16 protein-coding genes and 1 tRNA gene are annotated in these 21099 nt (G+C 51.1%); 9 read left to right on the plus strand and 8 right to left on the minus strand.

The genetic code is table 11. The features are described 5' to 3' along the window. Positions 1-28: 28 nt before the first annotated feature. The 3 genes from F1728_RS02520 to F1728_RS02530 all read right to left on the minus strand — a co-directional run bounded on the left by F1728_RS02520 (position 29) and on the right by F1728_RS02530 (position 5223). A complete protein-coding gene (locus tag F1728_RS02520; protein WP_155362760.1) occupies positions 29-3079 on the minus strand; it encodes a PVC-type heme-binding CxxCH protein in 3051 nt (1016 codons plus the stop codon). Positions 3080-3203: 124 nt separating this feature from the next. Further along, entirely contained in the window at positions 3204-4211 is a 1008-nt protein-coding gene (locus F1728_RS02525; protein WP_155362761.1) for a DHH family phosphoesterase, read from the minus strand. 79 nt (positions 4212-4290) lie between these two features. After that, positions 4291-5223 (minus strand): bifunctional riboflavin kinase/FAD synthetase, encoded by a 933-nt coding sequence (locus F1728_RS02530; protein WP_228030475.1) that lies wholly within the window; start codon positions 5221-5223, stop codon positions 4291-4293. A 323-nt stretch (positions 5224-5546) separates the two neighbouring features. On the opposite strand from F1728_RS02530, the gene F1728_RS02535 reads away from it, so the two are divergent. The 5 genes from F1728_RS02535 to F1728_RS02555 all read left to right on the plus strand — a co-directional run bounded on the left by F1728_RS02535 (position 5547) and on the right by F1728_RS02555 (position 9407). Then, entirely contained in the window at positions 5547-7043 is a 1497-nt protein-coding gene (locus F1728_RS02535; protein ID WP_155362762.1) for a Gfo/Idh/MocA family oxidoreductase, read from the plus strand. Between the two features lie 123 nt (positions 7044-7166). Further along, positions 7167-8165 carry a DUF6807 family protein gene (locus tag F1728_RS02540; RefSeq protein WP_228030476.1) on the plus strand — a complete coding sequence of 333 codons (999 nt, stop codon included), beginning with the start codon at positions 7167-7169 and terminating at the stop codon, positions 8163-8165. After that, complete coding sequence (locus tag F1728_RS02545) at positions 8165-8548, plus strand: CoA-binding protein (RefSeq protein WP_155362763.1); 384 nt, start codon at positions 8165-8167, stop codon at positions 8546-8548. Before F1728_RS02540 ends, F1728_RS02545 begins: the two co-directional genes overlap by 1 nt. A gap of 117 nt (positions 8549-8665) precedes the next feature. Further along, on the plus strand, positions 8666-9190 hold the full coding sequence (locus F1728_RS02550; RefSeq protein ID WP_155362764.1) for a UvrB/UvrC motif-containing protein: 525 nt from the start codon (positions 8666-8668) through the stop codon (positions 9188-9190). Positions 9191-9325: 135 nt separating this feature from the next. Next, positions 9326-9407: transfer RNA gene (locus F1728_RS02555), tRNA-Leu, on the plus strand. Positions 9408-9443: 36 nt separating this feature from the next. Here the strand turns inward: F1728_RS02555 and F1728_RS02560 are convergent. Next, positions 9444-11492, minus strand: coding sequence for a PEP/pyruvate-binding domain-containing protein (locus F1728_RS02560; protein ID WP_155362765.1), 2049 nt, complete (start codon positions 11490-11492; stop codon positions 9444-9446). A 286-nt stretch (positions 11493-11778) separates the two neighbouring features. Between F1728_RS02560 and F1728_RS02565 the strand changes: the two genes are divergently transcribed. The 3 genes from F1728_RS02565 to F1728_RS02575 all read left to right on the plus strand — a co-directional run bounded on the left by F1728_RS02565 (position 11779) and on the right by F1728_RS02575 (position 14757). Next, the gene (locus tag F1728_RS02565; protein WP_155362766.1) at positions 11779-12771 is read left to right on the plus strand and encodes a thioredoxin family protein; all 993 of its coding nucleotides are present in this window, start codon (positions 11779-11781) and stop codon (positions 12769-12771) included. A gap of 486 nt (positions 12772-13257) precedes the next feature. Beyond that, the gene (locus F1728_RS02570; RefSeq protein WP_155362767.1) at positions 13258-14193 is read left to right on the plus strand and encodes a DUF1559 domain-containing protein; all 936 of its coding nucleotides are present in this window, start codon (positions 13258-13260) and stop codon (positions 14191-14193) included. Positions 14194-14328: 135 nt separating this feature from the next. Further along, positions 14329-14757 carry a transthyretin-like family protein gene (locus tag F1728_RS02575; RefSeq protein WP_149345728.1) on the plus strand — a complete coding sequence of 143 codons (429 nt, stop codon included), beginning with the start codon at positions 14329-14331 and terminating at the stop codon, positions 14755-14757. A 6-nt stretch (positions 14758-14763) separates the two neighbouring features. Here the strand turns inward: F1728_RS02575 and F1728_RS02580 are convergent, their stop codons facing one another. The 3 genes from F1728_RS02580 to F1728_RS02590 form a co-directional block, all read right to left on the minus strand. Next, positions 14764-15855 (minus strand): acyltransferase family protein, encoded by a 1092-nt coding sequence (locus tag F1728_RS02580; protein WP_155362768.1) that lies wholly within the window; start codon positions 15853-15855, stop codon positions 14764-14766. Between the two features lie 141 nt (positions 15856-15996). Further along, positions 15997-16233 (minus strand): hypothetical protein, encoded by a 237-nt coding sequence (locus F1728_RS02585; protein WP_155362769.1) that lies wholly within the window; start codon positions 16231-16233, stop codon positions 15997-15999. Between the two features lie 422 nt (positions 16234-16655). After that, positions 16656-18212, minus strand: coding sequence for a sulfatase family protein (locus tag F1728_RS02590; protein ID WP_155362770.1), 1557 nt, complete (start codon positions 18210-18212; stop codon positions 16656-16658). Between the two features lie 213 nt (positions 18213-18425). Between F1728_RS02590 and F1728_RS02595 the strand changes: the two genes are divergently transcribed. Then, complete coding sequence (locus tag F1728_RS02595; protein WP_155362771.1) at positions 18426-20042, plus strand: phytoene desaturase family protein; 1617 nt, start codon at positions 18426-18428, stop codon at positions 20040-20042. Here the strand turns inward: F1728_RS02595 and F1728_RS02600 are convergent, their stop codons facing one another. Next, the gene (locus F1728_RS02600) at positions 20043-21098 is read right to left on the minus strand and encodes a GntR family transcriptional regulator (RefSeq protein ID WP_155362772.1); all 1056 of its coding nucleotides are present in this window, start codon (positions 21096-21098) and stop codon (positions 20043-20045) included. Between the last annotated feature and the right edge of the window lies 1 nt (position 21099).

The following is a 21099-nucleotide window of genomic DNA, read 5'->3' on the forward strand; positions in this document are numbered from 1 at the left end:
CGGGGACGGGACGGCCGCCGCTGATCCGTTATTTTGACTCGAGTGACTCAGGTAATTTCACTTGCGAATGGCCAGAGAGATAGGCTATCAAATCAGCAATCTCCTGTTCGCTCAGCTTATCCAATTGCCCCTCCGGCATCAGTGAGAGATTTGACTGACTCATCTCTTCGATCTGACGTCGATCCAGTACCATCAGCTCTGTCTGTGTTTGCAGGGTGAGCTGCTGATCAGTCTTGCGAACGACATTCCCATTCAATACCCGACCATCTTCCAGAGCGACCACCACCATCTCGTATCCCTTAGGAATCAGGGCAGAGGGGTCGACCATGTTTTCCAGCAGATAATCCATGTTGGTCCGATTGGAACCCGTCAGATCCGGTCCAATATTACCGCCGCTACCGAAGAGACGGTGACATTTTGCACAAGTCTTCTCATAAAGTGCCCGCCCCTTCACACGATCGGCATGCTGTAGACGCTCTGCCGTGAGAAGAGTTTTATAACCCTCGATCTGGGCTCGCTTTTTCTCTGGAGTTTCCCGAGTCAGTCCCCAGACCTGATTCAGTTTTGCCTCTACCGCTTTGTCTTTAAAGTTGCGTAACTGACGCACATGAAATGCGGAGACATCTTCCTGGGGAACCTGTTTCTTGTCGATGGCAGCCAGGAGGAGTAGTACGTATTCCTTCCGACTGCAAAGCGTATCCATCAGCGCCAGACGCCCCTGATGTTTAATGTTGCGGTAACGCCCCAGCATGCGTTCTACAGTTTTGGGATCATAGAAACGTGAGAGCCCCCGAAATGCCAGGACCTGCAATTCGGTAGTGTAGGCAGCCTGCTGAATCACAGGCAGGAGATCTTTATCCTGAGAATTATTTAACAGGGACTCTAAAGCCTGATAGCGGCTCTTCATCGGCTGATCTTGATCCATCGCAATTTTCTTGAGTACTTCCATCGTCTGGCCATCACCAAAGACAACCGACAATCCAGTAACCAGCTCTTGCAGTTCTTTTGAATCTGTTTTCTTGGCCTGTTGTTTCAGTGTATTCCAGTTGCCAGGCGTTTCTGCCTTGAGACGACCTTCCAGAGCTGCCTGCATCCCGGTTAACAGATCCTGTTTGACTTCATTGTCTTTCGTGTCAATTACCTGCTGAACCAGACTCTTAACATATTCAGGATGCTGATCGATGTCTTCGGTCAGCCTGCGGGCAACAAGTTGACGGACCAACGGACGAGTTGCGTGTTTCAAATAATGAATTGCTGCGTCGCTGTCAGCCATTACAGCAGGTTCGATTCCGTACCAGAGCATCAGCGTAAAGTTACGATCCTCTGTATCCTGGTGATGGGTATCCAGAGCTGATGCAATCTCCCAGCGATCAGACTCAGGCAGCGACTGTAGTGCAGAAGCCAGATAGAGCCGCACCAGGCCTGATTTTTCATCCTTCGCCAGTCGGGCAAATTCCTTCACAGCTGAAGCAGGTACCTGATCGTCATCGACCAGATATCGAATGGCCCAGATCCGCACATGTTCGTTCGGATCCTGCAACTGTTTGGTAAGCCAGGCATCATTCACCTGATTCATACAAAAGAGAGTCCACATGGCACGCAAACGACGGGAGACATCTCTGTTCGTCTCAAAGATTTTCAATAGTTCCGCCTTGGCCTGGTTCCAGTTTTCCGACTCACCGGCACGCTCCATGAGAATGCGACGCGCATGGCGTACATACCAGTCGTTGGGATGTAGTTGCAGCTTAACCAACTCGCTGTCGGACAGTTTGTTGAGATCGATTTTTCCGGGGAAAGTCGGTTTCCCATAACTGACCTTATAAATACGCCCGCTGGTACGATGCACGCCATCATGGTCATGACATTCTCCCAGATCAGACCAGTCCGAGAGGTAGACTGCACCATCCGGACCATACTTCAATTCGATGCCACGAAACCAATCTGAACCAGTTAACAGAAAATCGGGACGGTGTGTCCCCTTGTACCCTGAACCTTCACGAACCAGCGAGTCATTATTGACCCGATGCCCGTGTGTGTTACACAGAAAGATCGAGTTTCGATATTTGGCAGGCCAGTTATCACCCAGATAGATCATGCCGCCACAATGACTGTGTCCGCCCCCCAGTTCACCGTGAACCCCCGATGTATCACGTGAATCGGTCCACTTTCCAGAGGAGCTGTCCCAGTGATCATGGTCGGCGCACTTCGTCATCAGTTCATACGCGTAGGGATTGGGATCACTGCCGTGTCCGGACATGCGAATATAGTGTGACCCGGGAATCATATGCCAGAGATGGCCGTTGACGTTGTTGGTGAAAAACATCTGGCCGTATTCATCATAGTCAAACCCCCAGGGATTGGTGGTACCGGAGCTGACTTCCTCCACGATCTTGCGATGAGGATGATAGCGCCAGATCCCACAGTGGATCAGTGTTCGCCGGGAAGGTTCCGTTTCGGGAGTCCCAACCAAAGACGAATCAGTAATTCCGTGCCGACCGTAGAGCCAGCCGTCCGGTCCCCAGGTCAGTCCGCTGACAATGTTGTGTCGAACGGTTTTATAGTTCCAGCCTTCGAGTAGCACCTGCGGTTCACCATCGGGCACGTCATCGTGATTTTTATCCTCAATGTAAAGCAATTCACCACGGCACAAAGCCCAGACGCCGTTAGATCCGACTGATACGCTGGTCAACGGCCCCTGTCCCTGCCAGAACACCTTCCGCTGATCCATCTGGCCATCACCGTCGGAATCTTCCAGAATGACAATTCGATCCTGATACTGATCCTGATAGACTCCATGGGCTTCATAGGTGAAACACTCCGCCACCCAGAGACGACCCCGGTCATCGATGGCAAAGCCGATTGGTTGATGCACATCAGGTTCACTGGCAAACAGATCTACTTTAAAACCCTCGGGGACAGTCATATTTTTGACTGTCTGTTCGGCAGAAGTCGCCTGATCCTTGGGATCCTGAGTATTTTCTATTTTGAAGTCATCAGCTTTGAGCAGAGACAGAGCGCCCAGGAGCAGGGCAGAGACCAGGAAGAAGAAACAATGGGGGCGTAGATCGAATAAGCGCATCGATAATCCTTATTAACTTCATGTCGGTGAGCATAGACAGTTAAAAATATGATTATCAATGCTATAGCAGGCTGGAAGCAAGAGCAATCAAATCGGGTTTCAGATCCCCGATTCTGTCAGAAAATCAGACTCGCGAATTTTCGCTTGTTTCAAACATCTCGCGAAATTTACCGAGCACCTTGGTAACCGCGGAAGAGAGGGGGCCATTCAGCATGGCACCAGAAGCCTGACGATGCCCACCACCGCCGAAGGATTCGGCAATCTTTGAGACATCCCAGTCAGTGCGACAGCGAAAACTGACTTTTACCTGTCGACTCCGTTGCTCCACTGCAATGAATGCTGCCTGCGTCCCAGCCAGGGTCAGACAGTAGTTAACCAGCCCTTCAGTGTCCACGGGAGTCGTCCCTGTGGCACTGAAATCTTCACAGGTCACTATGGTGTAAGCCAGCAGCCCATCAAAATCAGACTGGACTTTTCCCAGCACACGACCCATCAGTTTTAATTGAGGCAGGTTGTTCTGTTCGTACAGATTTTCATAGATTCGATGCGGTTCTGCACCGGCCCGAATCAGTTCGCTGATTATCTGCATCGTGTAGGCAGTAGTGGAGGGGAATCTGAACCACCCTGTGTCCGTGGCGATTGCAGCATAGAGAAATGTGGCGATTTCCGGGGTCAATTTACAGTTCAAAGCCTGCCCCAGATCAAAAATCAGACAGCCGGTCGCGGGAGAGGTCACATCTTTGAACTCGTCTGCCCCCAGAGAATCAGAGCTGACATGATGGTCAATGATGACTTTCCGCGACTTTGTTTTACGATAAAAGTTCGCCAGTCCCGGCAGTTGTGACCAGGCACTTGTATCCAGGATAATATGGATCTCTGCCCATTCGAAATCTTCGGTGGCGACCCCATCGCCGACATGGTGAACTTCATGTTCTCCCACCAGAAAATCCATCCCCTTCGGTTGAACCGAAGGATTAATGATACGAACCTCTTTTCCCAGCTGCCTCAGGAAACCGGCAAGGGCCAGTTCTGAGCCGAGTGCATCCGCGTCAGGACGAACATGACAGGAGAGAAGCACCTTCTGATGCGCACCGATCAGTTCACAGAGGGGGCTCCAGTCAATCTTGCTCATTCATGATTCCTGATCTAGTTGTGTGTTCCTGCTGATTACCTGAACTGACACCAGCTCAGCATCTGAACATCATAGAAGATTATTCCAGGCCCTTCCATTCAGTGGCCTGCTTTTTTGCTGATTCAACATCAATCGTCAATTGTATTTTGAGCGCCTCGACATTAGCAAAGGTTTGGACGTCTCTCAGTTTGTTTAGAAATTGTACGCGCAACTCCTGATCGTAAATCTCTCCTGTAAAACCAATCAAATGGACTTCGACTTTCGCGTCCTGGTTTTGGAAAGTTGGATTGCCTCCCAGATTGATTGCCGCGGGGAAACGTTTTCCCTCTGTGATGGCAAATCCACTGTAGACACCTTCCCCCGGAAGTAATGTCGGCACTCCCGAAAGATTTGCGGTAGGAAAACCAAGCCCCCGTCCCCGGGCATCCCCATGACCGACTGTCCCCTTAATCTGATAGAGCCGTCCCAGCATCTCTGCTGCCAGATCCACTTGTCCCATCTGGATCGCTTTACGAATTTCCGAAGAAGAAATCATCCGCTCAGCGCACATGCTGGGTTCAACAACCTTGAAAAACATACCCGCCTCTTCACAGAGAGACTCCAGCAGTGTCACATCTCCTGCACGATCTTTACCAAAATAAAAGTTGGGACCTTCCACGAGTCCTTGAGCACACAACTGATCACACAGAATCTGCTGAAAAAACTCCTGTGGACTCAAATTCAACAGCTCCCGACTGGTGGGGTAGGCGATGACACAATCCACGCCCAAGTGTCCCAGAATCGCGGCACGCTCTTCAATTCCCATCAGTTCGGGTGGGGCGTGTTCGGGGCGGAGCAGGTGAATGGGATGGGGATCAAATGTGAAGACCATCGGCGGCAGCTCTCTCTGGCGGGCATGATCGACCAGCGTCTGAATCATCTTCTGATGACCCCGGTGGACGCCATCAAAGTTCCCGATCGAGATCATTCCGCCCCGACAGGCATCGAATCCTTCTGTACCACGTATTAACACCGCTGAACCCAATATTTATTTGTCTTTATTTAGTAATTCGCCTGAATCGGGACAGATCGTCAGAAGTACCCCTTGAATCGACACGAATTCAGAAAATGTAGAGCGATAAGTACCATCTGCTCCCAAATATTGCTACTATTAAGCGTAGGAAAGGTGTTTCCTCGCTCTCCCCGATCTACGTCAGGTCTTGCTCCACATCTCTGGACCAGCCTGCATCCGGAGGGTGCTCACCTGTTTTTTCAAGCATGCTTTTGGTATCTCAAAACTCAACATGATACCATCCAGTAACAGATTCACTTTATTAAATAACTGGAGATAACGAAATGGATCAAAGCCCCATCAATCGCAGAGATTTCCTGAAAACCTCTGGAACGACCGCCGTCGCCGCCAGTGCGATTGCCGGACTGACCACAGCCCCCGCATTGGGAGCTGGAAACAGTAACGAAGCCATTCGCATCGGATTTATCGGCCCCGGGGGACGCGGTTTTGGTGCTCACGTCAAAAAACTCGTCCAGTTGAAAAAAGATGGTAAAAACATCGAGCTGGTTGCTGTCGCCGATGTCTATTCCGAACACCGTGACCGGACTGCCAACTACATCAAAAAAGAACTCGGCAACGATGTCGCTAAATACACTGACTACCGCGACATGATTGAGAAGGAAAAGCTGGATGCCGTCGCGATCGGAACTCCCGACCACTGGCATGCCAAGCAGACCATCGATTCCATGAACGCCGGCTTGAACGTTTACTGTGAAAAGCCGATGACGAAAAAAGTCGAAGAAGCCCTGGCAGTCGTTGATGCCTGGAAAAAGACCGGCAAAATCATGCAGGTTGGTGTGCAGTCTACCAGCCTCCCTGTCTGGGATGACGTTCGGGCCCGTCTGCAGGATGGCCAGTTGGGTAAGGTGCTCCAGTTCCAGACAGAATATTTCCGGAACTCTTCCATGGGACAGTGGCGTTACTACGCTCTGAAAAAAGAAATGAACCCCACCAACATCGACTGGAAACTCTGGTTGGGCGTTGATGACGGTCTGGCCGAGTATCAGCCGTTTGACCGCGCTGTCTACGCACAGTGGCGTCGCTTCTGGCCATTCGGGTCAGGGATGTATACCGACCTGTTCGTACACAGAACCACTTCCATGTTGAAAGCCACCGGACTCCGGTTCCCGGGACGCGTCGTTGGTGCAGGGGGGCTGTATCTGGAATACGATGGTCGTGACGTACCCGATGTCGCTACCGTTGCTGCTGACTTCAATGAAGGCGTGCAGGGATTGATCAATGCCACCATGTGTAACCAGGAAACCCGGATCAAACAGATCATCCGCGGACATAATGGTTCCTTCGTATTTGGCAACGGGGAAGGTTTTGATGGGTACGACTTCATCCCTGAACGACCTCAGGTCACCCGTGACAGTTCGCTGAAGCAGCAGCGGATTGACGTTGCTCAGATCAAAGACACGACCTACGCCCACTTCAAGAACTGGATTGAAGCGATGGAAGCCAATGATCAGAGCAAGTGTAACAACCCACCTGATCTGGGTGCAGCTGCGATCGCGGTGGTCAACCTGGGCTCCAACAGCTACCGACATGGTAAGGTTTACCACTTCGATGGCGAGACAGGCCAGATTTCGGATGGCGACGGCAGTTGGGCCAAGAAATGGGAAGCCATGTCCGAAGCGCGACAGAAACCCAAGCACATCCCCGGCTGGAAAGCAGGGGATAAGGGAAGCCTTCTGGAAGAGCCCAGCTACATGGCTCTGGCAGGCCCCTGGATTGACGGAAAGCCTCCGAAGAACAATCCCAATAATAATGCCGGTTAATACTCCGGTTTAATTTCTCAAATCCCGCGTTCCCTACCCGGAACGCGGGATTTTTTTTACACTGAGAGCATGAGTTAACCGATCTCGAACTTCGTATTCTTACTGACCAGACTGGAAATCAAGATGAAACATATCACCTCTCAACTTGCCTGCTGTCTGTTTTTGATCATTTTCACCCAGTTGAGCGTTACTGCCGCTGAAAAGAAAGGTTTCACCTGGAAAGATCATCCGGATCAGAAAGTGGCAGACCTGTACTATAACGGTCAACCAGTGCTGCAGTATGTCTACCCGTTTGATAAATCCACCCCGGAAACATTTCACGACACTTACAAAGTCTTTCATCATGTTTATAGTCCCCAGAGCGGAACGGTGATTACCAAGGGCCCCGGTGGGAAGTACACACATCATCGTGGATTATATGTCGGCTGGAATAAAACCAGCTTTGATGGCAAAACACTCGACTTCTGGCACTGTAAAAACGGAGCCCATCTACGTCATGACAAGTTCATATCGATGCAGGGTGGCCCAGATGCGGGGACAATGACTGCGGAGATCCACTGGGAGGATGGCGACGGGAAGCCCGTGATTATTGAAACACGCAAAGTAACGGTTACTCCGATCAAGGTTTCCAGCTCTGAAGCACCAGCCTGGCAGATCGACTGGCAAACTACCTTACAAAGTAAACGCGGCGAAATTACTCTCGACGGCGATCGTCAACATGCCGGTTTCCAGTACCGTGCCGCCCAGCCAGTAGCCGAGTCCAATAATGCGACCTATGTTCGCCCCGAGGGATCGCCTCAGCAACCGGCTCCCTACCAGGTCTCAGACCGAACCGATCCCGACAAGCATGTGAACCTGGGCTGGCTTGCCATGTCTTATGATATTGATGGCAAGCATTACAATGTGGAGTACATGGAAGATCCGAATGTACCGAAACCATCGCGATATTCCGAGCGTCCCTATGGTCGCTTTGGTGCCTTTTTCGATACGAAAATCGACGAAAGTCATCCGCTTAAGATGAACTATCGATTGATTGTGAGTGAAGGGAAGACTCCTTCCCAGTCCGAGGTTCAGAAACGTTATGACCAGTTTGTCTCCTCGTTAAAGAAACAGGACTCCTGATGAGTAAACCGACAGTTGCAATCATTGGTGCCAGCACAGACCGCCAGAAATATGGAAACAAATCGGTCCGCGCACATTTGAGCCAGGGATACGAAGTTTATCCTATCCATCCCAGTGCAAATGAAATCGAAGGCTTGACCGCCTATCCCAGCCTGCAGGCTGTACCTGCGGAGAATCTGGACCGAATCAGTGTCTATGTGCCACCATCCGTTGGAATCCAGCTGCTGGAAGAAATCCAACAGAGAGGAGCTAAAGAGGTCTGGTTTAATCCGGGGAGCGAAAGCCCAGATCTGCTGGAGCGGGCACGGGAACTGGGATTGAATGTAATTCAGGCGTGTAGCATTATCGCCATCGGTGAGTCCCCCGCGGATCATGCCGACTAAAGCGATCTCAAAATCGCGATTGAGCCCCGCAACTGGTTCGTATAGAATGAGATCAGGCACGCTGCAAAGCGGTCTGGATTGATTAACCCTCACTCGGTAGGCAATGAAGCATCGATCATGAAAAAATGTAAAGTCTGTAACAAGCCGGCAGTCTATCACCTGACTGAGATTCAGAATGGTGAGGCACAGGCACTGCATTTCTGTGAAGAACATTTTCAGGAATATATCAGCGGGCAGACATCGCAGGACGAATGGGAGCCTCAGGATGATGCGACTCTGATTGAACTCAGTTCTCAGGAACTGCAGTTAGACGAAGAGATGGAATGTCCCAATTGCGGAATCACATTTCAGGAATTTCGTAGTGAAGGACGACTCGGCTGCCCGCATGATTACATCGCCTTCCGAGAACCGCTGATTCAATTACTTGAGAACATCCATGGTGAGTGCGTGCACATTGGGAAATTCCCCAAGCGAGCCCCCACTTCCAGTCAGCAGCAGTACAATTTAATCAAACTCCGGCGAGAATTGACCGCGGCGATTGCAGAAGAAAATTACGAAGCGGCCGCCTCGCTAAGAGACGAGATTTCCAAGCTGGAGCAGGAAGAACAGGAACAGTCGGAATCAGACACCTCTGCCGAGTAAGCTGTCATCCCCTGTTTTAATGTCCGAAATGCTGTAAATCTGGCTGAAACCCCGTAAAGTCAAACTTTTTTCAGTCAGTCGATTTGTGTCTCCTCCCTGAAATCGTTAGTATTCCTGCAGATTCGCAATTCAACCGGGGATGTGGTGGAATTGGCAGACACGCTAGATTTAGGATCTAGTGCCGCAAGGCGTGCAGGTTCAAGTCCTGTCATCCCCACTCAAAAGCACTGACGCTTCTGGCATCAGTGCTTTTTTATTGCGTCGACTCCAGAATTCGCACTACTTGCGCATAGGTGTCGACTTCGATCAAATCGCCATCCTGGATCATTTTCGTGGCTCTGCCTGTGCCGATGAGCGTCGGCTTTTTGAGTTCGCGTGCCAGAATCGCTGCATGACAGGCGATGCCGCCATCGTCAGTGACAATCGCGCCACAGGTTTTCATGAGCGGGAGCAGGGCAGGATTGGACTGGATCGAAACCAGCACTTCATCAGCCTGAACCGTAAAACCTTGAGAATCCAGGCTCAGAACCACCCGGGCCCGACCGCGAAAGATTCCCGGCCAGGCGGCCTGCCCAGTCAACTCATTAGAATCTCCCACAGGCAGACTCTGTCGCTGTTTCGCAAGACGAGTCAACAGATAACCAGTCTGGGAAACCAGATGAAAGCTCTCCTGTCCTTCAAGCAGCTGAAAGATGTAGCGTTCTCCGGAATCGATCGACTGCAGACGCGTTTCCAGTAGTTCCCGAGTGACGAGCCCCTGTTTCAGTTCGCTCCATAACACCAGATCACAGGCGCGATCTGGCTGTGAAAATCCCAGCCTTTCAGCAGTCTGTTTCGCCAGAGGTTGAAGCAGTTTTCTTTCAATCACGGGGTAGAGAGAATGAGAACGAATCTGCTCTGCCAGAGAGCGTACCTCAGGATCATCAATCTGATGTAATTCAATATACGTCAGTAACCAGGCTGGAAAAACAGTTGTATGCTGGGCAACATCAGCGAAAAAATCCTCCAGTTCTGTTAGATCGGCGAACCCATTTACTCCCTGCTCAATGACGGCCGGGCCCTGTGCATAAATTCCCAGTCCATAACGCAGGATACGAATGATTTCGTCTCGATCATTCTGGAACAGATATCCAATTCGATCGAGGAACTCATCAGCCGATTTTTGAGAACTAAACAGATTCATCATACCCGTTTCGTCTTGTATCAGCAGTGCTTCATTGAGATGTGTCCCTAACGTATGATCCGCATGCCTGGCATCCATCCAGTAGGGGAGAATCGAAGCAGCCAGCAGGAAAAACGGACGCCTAACACAAAAATGCCATTCCAGACTTTGATCAAACAGACTTTGATCATATTCAGCAGCCAGCGTGGTGATGGGACGTGCCTGGAGGATCTGGAAGTTCCCATTCTCGATGGCCCATTCCGTGTCGATTGGATGCCCGTAATGATCATGCAATCGTGCGAGGATCCCGGCATATTCGGTAACCTGTGAGGTACTGATTTTAGGTTGGCTGCCTCGACCATCCAGTTCCTGCCAGACAGGCTTCGTATTTCCATCCCCCAGCCAGAGAGCCTCCTTCTGCTCACCGATGACCGACTCCAGTATCTGAAAAGAGTCACGCTCTACGATGAATTGGTCTGGAACAATCCGTCCGGAAACAATGGCTTCCCCCAATCCCAGACACGCCTCGATCAATTGGATGTCCGGTTCCTGAGTTACCGGGTGGACAGAAAAACCAATGCCCGAAATTTCGCTAGCTACCATCTGCTGTATGACGACCGCTACCGCGATCTCCCCTGAGGCATAACCGTGGGTCGCTCCATAGGCGAGAGCAGATTCGCTGAAGAGAGAGAGCCAGCAGTCGCGAATCCGTTTTGTAATTTCGTCTGGTGACACGTCCAGCCAGGTTTCCAGCTGGCCGGCCCAGGCGCTCGTAGCGCTGTCCTCACAGGTGGCACTGGAGCGTACGGAAACACGTTTTAGCTGCATTTCATCAGTTGCCTGCCTGACAGCCACTTCGAGTGGTTCTGGAAAACAGACTTCCTCGAGACAGCTCTGAATTTCAGCGCGTGCCTGGGCCAGGGACAGTTGATTCGTATTTAGTCTCTGAATGACATCAACGACAGCACGTTTAGGCTCCCCCTGGAAAAAATATTCTCGAAATGCACAACTGGAGACCACAAAGCCCGGAGGAACCGGGGCCTTAGCCTGAATCAGTTCTCCCAGGGATGCTCCTTTGCCTCCGGCTTCCGCCACGTGGGACGCATTGATTTCGGATAGTCGATAGATCAGCTGTGGCATCGCTCTGGTTCTCCTGGATCAGATCTTTTTTCAGACCAAAGCTTACCGAGTTCTCTACTGCCAAGAAATACTATTCATTTACACATATCTCAAAATAATAAAATCCTCATTTCCTGCTGATTTTCAGCACCTGGCTATATAGAGTGATCTGTACTTCAAATCCATTTCTACTTATGGTTCCCCCTGAACTTGAACTCCCAACCTGAGACTGAATGCGCCTAACTACGCATCGCAAGTCGGTCTTACTTAAAGCCTTTCTTCTTGTTAGTCAGCAACGGACTGTAACATGAGATATTTTCTGCTCTTACTTCCACTGCTACTATTTGAGGGGGATGCCGGTCTTTTTGAGTATCGCACCAAAAACTTCACCGTATACTGCCGAGACGCAACACTCGCAGTTCAGGTGGGAGAAGCAGCCGAACATTATCGCGATCGACATGCGCGGGAATGGCTCGGGCATCCAATACCCAACTGGTATGCTCCCTGTCCGATTCGAGTCAATGCAGGAGACTATGCAGGGGGAGGAGCAACTACCTTCTCCTTCGACCAGGGACAGGTATTTGGCTGGGATATGCAGGTACAGGGAACTTCCCAGAGCCTGCTGGAGAGTGTTATTCCGCACGAAGTACTGCACACAGTCTTCGCATCCCACTTCCGTCGTCCCTTGCCACGCTGGGCAGACGAAGGGGCTGCGACCTATGAGGAAGCAGAAGCCGAGAAACGACCGATCCGTGAACTGGCTCGTGAAGTCGTCGGCACCGAACGGCAGATCCCGATTCGGCGGTTGCTGGTCATGCAGAATTATCCCGACAATCTCGGCGGAATCGCTGTCCTGTACGCTCAAGGTTTCTATCTGGTAGAATACCTGATCGATCGGGAAGGGAAGCAGGAGTTTGTCCGTTTTTTGGATACTGCCTATCAGACGAACTGGGATACCGCGTTTCAGACCCACTACGGTTTCCAAAACCAGGAGACGGCATACACTGCAGCCTGGCAGAAACATAATAAGATCGACCAGCAAATTGCCAGCCGATACGAAGTCAAAATGTTTACTGGCGCTGACTGCCGCCAGTGCGAAGAGGATCGCAGGACCATTCTACCTCAACTGCGCGCTCGAGGACTGGTAGTAAAGGTTCTGGATTATGATCGCAATCTCGAACAGGCACGTCAGGAAAATGTAATCGGACTTCCCACATATATCATTTATGAAAATGGGAAACGGATCGCCAAACTGCGAGAGAGTCGCGCCCTGAGTTCACTGCTGCAGCGTCGCCATTGAGATTGATTTTATTCTGGGAGATTCGACTACCTGTCGACACTCTCAGAACAAAGCTCCCAACATCTATCTCGCGAATCATTCCCAGGAACGCCGTTCGATTCCCACCGACAGTTCTGTTGCCTGGTGACAGCCGGAATGCCCACAGTGCTAAATAAGCACCTGTCAGGGAATTACTGTAGATCTATCTACCACATCTAATCAAGATCGATACATGCAACTGTGTAAAGTGTTCAGCGGTTACAGTCTGTTTTTTTGAGTCCTCAAAAAATATAGCCCTGGATCCACAAGATTAACAACATTTCTTAATAAACAATCTTGTTGCTTCTCTTTACTCAAAGCATAATGAAATCAGCTATGTGCATCATTGATACACACAGCCTTGGTATTCTCGCGAAGAATCAAGCGCTCTGATTGAACGAAATACTAATCACTTCAATTCTCCTGAATTCTATTTCGTTTTATCAATTATCTTTGAAAGGCACACTCATGCGCACGCGCCCTCACAAACGTGGTTTTACCCTGATTGAATTGCTGGTCGTTATTGCCATCATTGCAATTCTAATTGCTCTCCTTCTTCCCGCAGTTCAACAGGCCCGCGAAGCAGCTCGACGCAGTACTTGCAAAAACAATCTTAAGCAAATCGGGCTGGCACTTCACAATTATCATGACACACATCGAGTACTGCCTCCGGCAACTATCAACGCAGGTTTATCGTCGTGTGATGCAGTCCATGGCTCAACTGGTAATCTGTTAAACCACACCTGCTACCAGATGATCCTGCCCTTTATCGATCAGGCAAATATTTACAACCAATACAACTGGAGCCTGCCCAGCGGCCGTGCAAATCATGGATCGGGATGCACAGGAACTGTCACGACAGACCAGTATTCGATTGTGACATCTCCCGTCCCGGTCTTTCTGTGTCCCTCAGATCCGGGAACTCAGCAAAATTCAACAACCTCTGGTCCATACTACGTCAGTCCCGGTTGGCGAACGAGTTACGGAGTCGTGAATTACACTACTGGAGGAAGTGGCGGCAGTTGGAGAGCAAACAACAGCACACTCAAAGGTGCGATGGGACCGAATGGTGCTGCTCAGTTCCGTGATTTTAAAGATGGTACCAGTAACACGATGGTCATGTGTGAAACCCAGTTGAACAAGACATCGACCAGTTATGGTCCTTACTGGAATGCCGCTACACATACATTTTTCATTATGCCGGGTGTCACAGGTTATACTCTCAACTTTGACAACACGAATGGAAAACAATACGCCTGGGGAGCCGGCAGCTTTCATGTGGGCGGTGGTCACATTCTGATGGGAGATGGTGCCGTCCGCTTCCTCAGCGAAAATGTAGACCGTGTCGGAGTAGTACAGGCATTGGTCTCTATCGGTGGTGGCGAAGTCATTCCAGAATTCTAAGTCTGATCTCCATGCTCTGCTTCTGATTTAAGTCGATCCAGACCGCGGTGATCGTCATCGCCGCGGTCTGGATTCTTTTCCAGCGACGCTCGCAATTTTACACTCAACTTTTAACTTTCTGACTGGATCAGATACATGTTTTTGTCCCTGAATCTTCCCAAATGCATTCTCTTCAGTTCATTGCTCCTCTTACTTACCGGTTGTTCAAGCGGTAGTGGTGAAGCTGTCCCTGATCTAGCGGATGTAAGCGGTGTAGTGACCATGGATGGTTCACCACTGGTTAACGCCAAAGTTATTTTTGAACCTCTGGAAACCACCGGCAAGGCTAGACGCCGAGCCTCCAGTGCTACAACTCAGGAGGATGGTTCATACAATCTGGAATACAATGAAGACGCCTCTGGTGCTTCCCTGGGTAAACACAGAGTTATGATCATTAAACTCACTGACAATCCGGAAGACGCAGGCAAACAACTGGTTCCCACGAAATATAACGACAAATCTGAACTTACGGCAGACGTAAAAGCAGATGGGAACACAATTAATTTCGATCTCAAATCGAAGTAAGTCGTATCAGATCTGGACTGGCTGTTTGACAGGAGCAGTTTTTGGTTCAACTTTCTCTGAACTGACGTAGTGACTGCTCCGCAGCAGAAACCGCTTTTCGACCAGATTCCACATCAGGATTGCCCCGAGCAACGTCAGGCAGACCGCTGTCCCCAGGAAAGACCAGGCATGCTCTTCAGACCAACCGGCGTTCAAAAGAAACTGGATTAGCGGGAAGTGCAGGATATAAACCCCGTAGGAGAAATCTCCATACTTTCCAAAGTTGCCTGCATACAGAAACAGACCGAAAAACAGGACAATCACTGCCAGCGCAGCAGGTTGCAGCCAGGGCAGGGGAGTCCAGTGATGCGTCAGCAACACGACAGTCGCCAGAGTGACCCAAAGTCTGATATGACGTTCGAAAAAAAGCAGGTAATAAAACAGAGCTGCTCCTGCGATGAAGAAACAAAGCTGCCCGGGTAGTTGGCGTGCCAGCTGTTCATAAAACGGATTCTCTGTCCGGATTGAAGCACCTAGTAACAGTTGGGCATATCCGATCGACAAGACATAAACGAGAATCAGCAGTGGCAAGCGGGGGACACGCCGCAGGCAATATACCAGCACTGGAACGGAAACATAGAACATCACTTCCACTTTCAGTGTCCAGAGCGCGCCATTCACCGCCGGCATCCGATTCGCTTCAAAGACTCCCGGTAGAGTGGATTGCAGAAAATTCAGAAACGTCAAATTAGCCAGCAGATATTTTACCCAGGTAAAAGAAAAGTACTCAGTCAGAGGTAGACGGCTTACCAGAACCAGTCCAAGGGCTGCCAGTAATATGACGGTAACGTACGCTGGATAAATCCGTCTGATCCGTTTGCTGGTATAAGAGGAAAGCGAAGAGGAACGTTCGTAACTCATCACGATCAGAAACCCGCTGACGACGAAGAATGCCTGGACTGCAATCCGCGATGAAAGATATTCAGGCAGCGCAGCTAACGCGCTAAATCCGGAAAGTTCCGCTGCATGCACCAGACAGACTGTCAGGGCCAGCAGCAGCCTGAGCAGATCAAAGTTATTCTTCTTGAGGCGGGGATGATCGAGTGGCAGTAAATCCATTTTCTGACCCGAAATTGACAGTGTGAGCGGCGAAGTACCAGCGGGGACTGTCGCAAAACAGGCAAACTCTGTCAATATGGGTCATTAACGATACTACTTTTAAAGCGGTTCAGGTAGTCAAAACGGCTTGCATACGGGAGCTTAAAACCGAATCGGAACCGATCTGCGTTCTAGCGAAGTCGCTTTCAGCTCCTTACAGGCATTCAGTTCCTCAATATGAGCTCGACACTGTTGCTGCAGATATCGAACCATCTCTTCCCGATGTTCCTCAGAGATCTGCGGAGACTCAGGGGGTGAGAGACGAGTCGGGGCCGCCTCTTCCAGAGACGATGCCAGCACCCCAACCAGCCCGGTGGCAAGATTCAGGGTCAACAACACCAGATAACGTGTTCTTTTATCGGTATTTACTTCTTCTTCTGAACTTGCGAGCCGCGTGTCCGGTTCGTGAAAAGCAGGTTCAAAATCGAATTCACAATTGCAGAATTCACAACGACTACTATTACGATCGATGTCTGCTCGACAGCTGGGACACACATGAAATTGCGTCCGAGGATCGTCCTCATGATATCCAGTCATCACGACTCCTTTACTGGTTTGAGGAGAAAGAGCGCGGGTAGCTCAGTCCTTTAGTCGGCCCACGGTTAATTGTACCTCCTCGAAAACTGCTGGCAATGTCATTTCAGGAGAGTGGTTCTTCAATCAGAAAAATCGACTGATTCAACAGGAGTGTACTGACCAGCACCCGAGGTGAATGGAAGCCACCTGACTTGTCTGGAATAATTCTTTTAGATCCAAAGCCGCTACTCTTTAGCGTTCTTCTCTCTCAACAGCTTGTCGTTGAAATCAGCCGGCTTTGATCCACTCTCAAGTCGCAGGTTAGCGCCCATACTCCGTTTTTGACTGAACGGAACCCGGTTCGCCTCTGACTTCTCCAGGATCGCATGCAGATCGGCCCGCATCTTTCTGATCTGCTTCTGATACTCAGGATCAAAAATCAGATTGTGCTGTTCCAATGGATCTTTTTCCATGTCGTAAAGTTCGTCAATATCCCAGATACCATGATACTGGATGAATTTATAACGTGGTGTCCGCAGTGCGAAGGTCGTTGGCGTCTGAGGGAAATTGAATTCCCAGTAATATTCATACAGAATATTCTTCCTCCAGTCGGCAGCCGGTAGTTTCCCTGCCGCCAGTTCCAGGAAACTTTGACCATCCATCTGAGGCGGTGTTTTCAAGCCGGCAGCTGCCAGGCATGTAGGGCCGATATCGATGTTGGCGACGACTTCATCTACCACGGTGCCTGGTTTCCAGAGACCGGGACAGACGCCGACCAGAGGCACCCGCATGGACGCTTCATACGCGGTCCGCTTGTCAATCAGGCCATGTTCGCCCCACTGAAAGCCGTTATCCCCCATGTACATGACCAGTGTGTTATCACCATAGCCATTATCTTTCAGCCACTTCCGCACGCGAGCGATCGATTCGTCCACGCTCAGCAGGGCTTCACAGTATAGACGATAATGCTCTTCGATATCCGTATCCTGGTGATAGGCAAAATCAACACCGTGCCAGCTGTTTCGTTGGTTCTTCAGCCACATCGGCTTGTTGAAGTAATTCTCAGAGGTATTGGCCATCGTTTTAGGGATCGGCATCGATTTATCTTTGTAGCGTCCCGCATGACGTTCCGCAGGATGGAACATCCCATGCACTCCCTTGTGTGAGAGATACATGAAGAAGGGTTTATCCTGCGTTTTGACACTTTCGTTCAACCAGTCGATGGCATAGTCCGTCAGTTCGTCGGTAATGTAACCTTTCTGCGGAACTCTTTTGCCATCGACATTCAATGACCATTTCTTCAAATGTTCGGGCGGGTAATAGTGCCCCTGACCGCGAAAGGAAACCCATCTGTCGAAACCGGGCCGTGGGTCATCAGAGTGACCGCCCATGTGCCACTTTCCAAAGAATCCTGTCTGGTAACCAGCGGCCTGCAGATACTGGGGAAAGAATTTCGTCCCGGGCGGGGTCAGCACGTTATTATCGACCACACCATGATTGTGCATATACTGTCCGGTCAGAATCGAAGCCCGACTGGGAGAGCAGAGGGAGGTGGTAACGACTGCATTCTTGAAGTAAACCCCCTGTTTGGCCATCGCATCCATTGCAGGAGTCTCTACCCAGGGATGACCGGCAAAGCCCATCACGTCATAACGATGATCGTCCGCGAGAATAAAGACCACATTACGCGGTTTGGCACCTTTGATCTTTTCCAGTTTGAGACCTGCAGGAGCGGAATCTGCGGCGGACAGGGAAGTGGTCCCCAGCAGGACCAGTAGACAGAGCGTCGAAATCAATCGCATGGCAACACCAGTATAAATTGAGAGTAATTCTTGGTTAGAGACGGATTGTCACACAGACGGGATTAAACTTATACACTCCCAAGTTAGCAAAGGGCACAATCCAATACAATAATAGCGGCTCGGGAAACAACGCCTACTCTGGCAACACCTGTAAATCTCCGCATAATACAGGCTGTAAATCCATACGTAATTTTCCACAAAGGGAGCAATGGAATGTACGATTGTGTCATTATTGGAGCAGGGCATAATGGACTGGTCTGTGCACATCAACTCGCACGACAGGGTTGGAAGGTGCTGGTACTGGAACGCCGCGAGTTTGTGGGCGGAGCCTGTGTGACCGAAGAACTCTGGCCCGGCTTTAAGGTCTCTACCGCGTCGTACCTGGTCAGCCTGTTGCTGCCTGAAATTGAACAGGAAATGGAACTGGCTCGTTATGGTTATCGCGTCCTGCCACGCAATCCGAGTTCCTTCACCCCCTGTACTGATGGGCGTTCTTTGCTGCTGGGACCGGATCTGAAACAAAACCAGGAACAGATCGCGCAGTTCAGCCAGCGCGATGCAGAGCAGTTCCCCCGCTATGAAGCGATGCTGGAACGAATCGCCGAGTGCCTGGAGCCTGCACTGATTCAGACTCCTCCCGACCTGCTTCCTCTCCCCGCATCCTGGAGATCAATCGGCCTGGGGAAAAAACTCCGCGACACGAAAACAGCCTACCACCTGCATCAGTCTCTGAAACGACTGGGAGAAACAATCCCGGAAGCAATCGAACTGCTCACCGGACCAGCTCTGCCGATATTGGACCGCTGGTTTGAATCAGACGTTCTGAAGTCAACACTGGCAACCGACGCGATTATCGGCACCTTTCAGCCCCCCTCCGCCCCCGGAACCGCATACGTTTTACTGCATCACGTCATGGGTTCTGCCGGTGGGGCACGTGGTGTCTGGGGTTATGTCGAGGGGGGAATGGGCGCACTCAGTCAGGCCATGGCCGCCTCTGCCCAGGCATCCGGCGTCGAAATCCGTACCGGTGTCACCGTGGATGAAATCGTGGTCCAGGGACAGCAGACAACCGGCGTTCGCCTTTCAACTGGTGAGACGATCGCAACTCGTAGCGTGGCCTCCAATGCCGATGCACATGTGACATTCGAAAAACTGATCCCTGCCGGCACGCTTCCTCAGAACTTCTCTGATGCGGTCAGCCGAATCGACTATAGCAGCGCCAGCATGAAAATTAACGTGGCTGTCAGTGAACTCCCCGATTTCACTTGTCTGCCAGGTCATAATGAACCAGGCCCACAGCATCGTGGAACCATCCACATCGGCGCCAGTTGCGAGGAAATCGAACGGGCCTACGATGATGCCAATTATGGCATGCCCTCACAAAAGCCGATTATCGAGATGACGATCCCCACTGCAGTCGACAACACCCTGGCACCGGAAGGGCAGCACATCCTCTCGCTTTTCGTACAATACGCACCCTACCAGCTTAAGCAGGGAAATTGGGACGAACTCAAAGAAGAGTTCGCCGACCGCTGCCTGCAACGGATAGCGGAATTCGCCCCCAACGTTCCTGCATCAGTCCTGCATCGCCAGGTTCTCTCTCCCCTCGATCTGGAACGAACTTTCAGCCTGACCGGCGGCAATATCTTTCAGGGAGCAATGCCCGCGCATCAGCTTTATAATCTACGCCCCGTCGCCGGCTGGAGTGATTACCGTACTCCGATCAAAGGACTGTATCTGTGCGGGAGTGCCGCGCACCCGGGTGGCGGTGTGATGGGCGCCTGCGGTCGCAATGCAGCACGGGAGATGCTTCGCGACGGGAAGCCCTGATCAGGGACTGACCAGTTCGACCGGCACGTCATGGAACAATGTCTCCGGTTGAGTTCCCAGAACCTGTCGAATCAACATCCGGGCAATCTCCTGTCCATATTCTTCCGGCGACAGTTGTGCCTGAATGTGCGGAAACTGGCAGGGGGTTGTATTGCGGGCAAAACGGTCAGCGACCACAATCTCGGGCTGTTTCTTTTGAACCCGCTTCTGCTCCGACAGGTAAGTCGCAATCGCCCGGGCCGCTGGTTCAGAACGACAGAGAATTCCCAGCTTCACTGAGGACTGCGACAGGACGTCTTGCGCAGAAACCTGAATCGCCCGATCGTCAGCCGGAAGACAGCGAACCGTCAACCGATCGATTCCCCAGCCTGCGCCGTGCATTTCCCGCTGTACGGCATCCAGCAGACAATGATCGCCGGCTGTCACTTGATCGCGAAATACGATCAGTACCCGCTGGCAATTCTGCTCGAGCAGATGTTGAAACAAGAGCCGACCAATCTCCCCCTGATCCCGGTCAATATGAGCCAGTCCAGTAATCGATGGTTGGAGTAACCCATTTACCACTGTCGCTAGTCCGCTCTCCTGCAGGATCCGCTGCACCTCCACCTGTGCTCGCTGCAAAACAAAGCCCTCAGTCTCGCTCGACTTGAGCGCCCGGTTCACAATCTCTTCCATATACGCTTCTTCATCCCGATGCGGCAGGAAGTTGAATTCAAGTTCTGCCTCGGGGAGTTCCCGCTGCAAGCCGATCAAAATACCGTCGGCCAGCAGGCCTTCCCGTTCTAGGTATTTCTGGTGTACCACCAGATGCACGCGTCGCAGGGGCCGCTCAGCCAGGTTCGATTCTGGATCAGCAATGAACGTACCGGCACGTTGTTTACGCACCAGAACCCGTCGCTGGGTGAGCAATTGCAGAGCCCGGTTGGCAGTCGTTCCACTGACCTGAAACGAACGTGCTGTTTCACTGGTTGTGTAGTAGGGATCCCCGGGCTGCAGCTTCCGCTGTTTAATATCGGACTGGATTCGCTCGGCCAGATCCACAATCGCTGGTTTCATT

Source organism: Gimesia benthica, assembly GCF_009720525.1.
In the GTDB taxonomy this organism is placed as follows: Bacteria; Planctomycetota; Planctomycetia; order Planctomycetales; family Planctomycetaceae; genus Gimesia; species Gimesia benthica.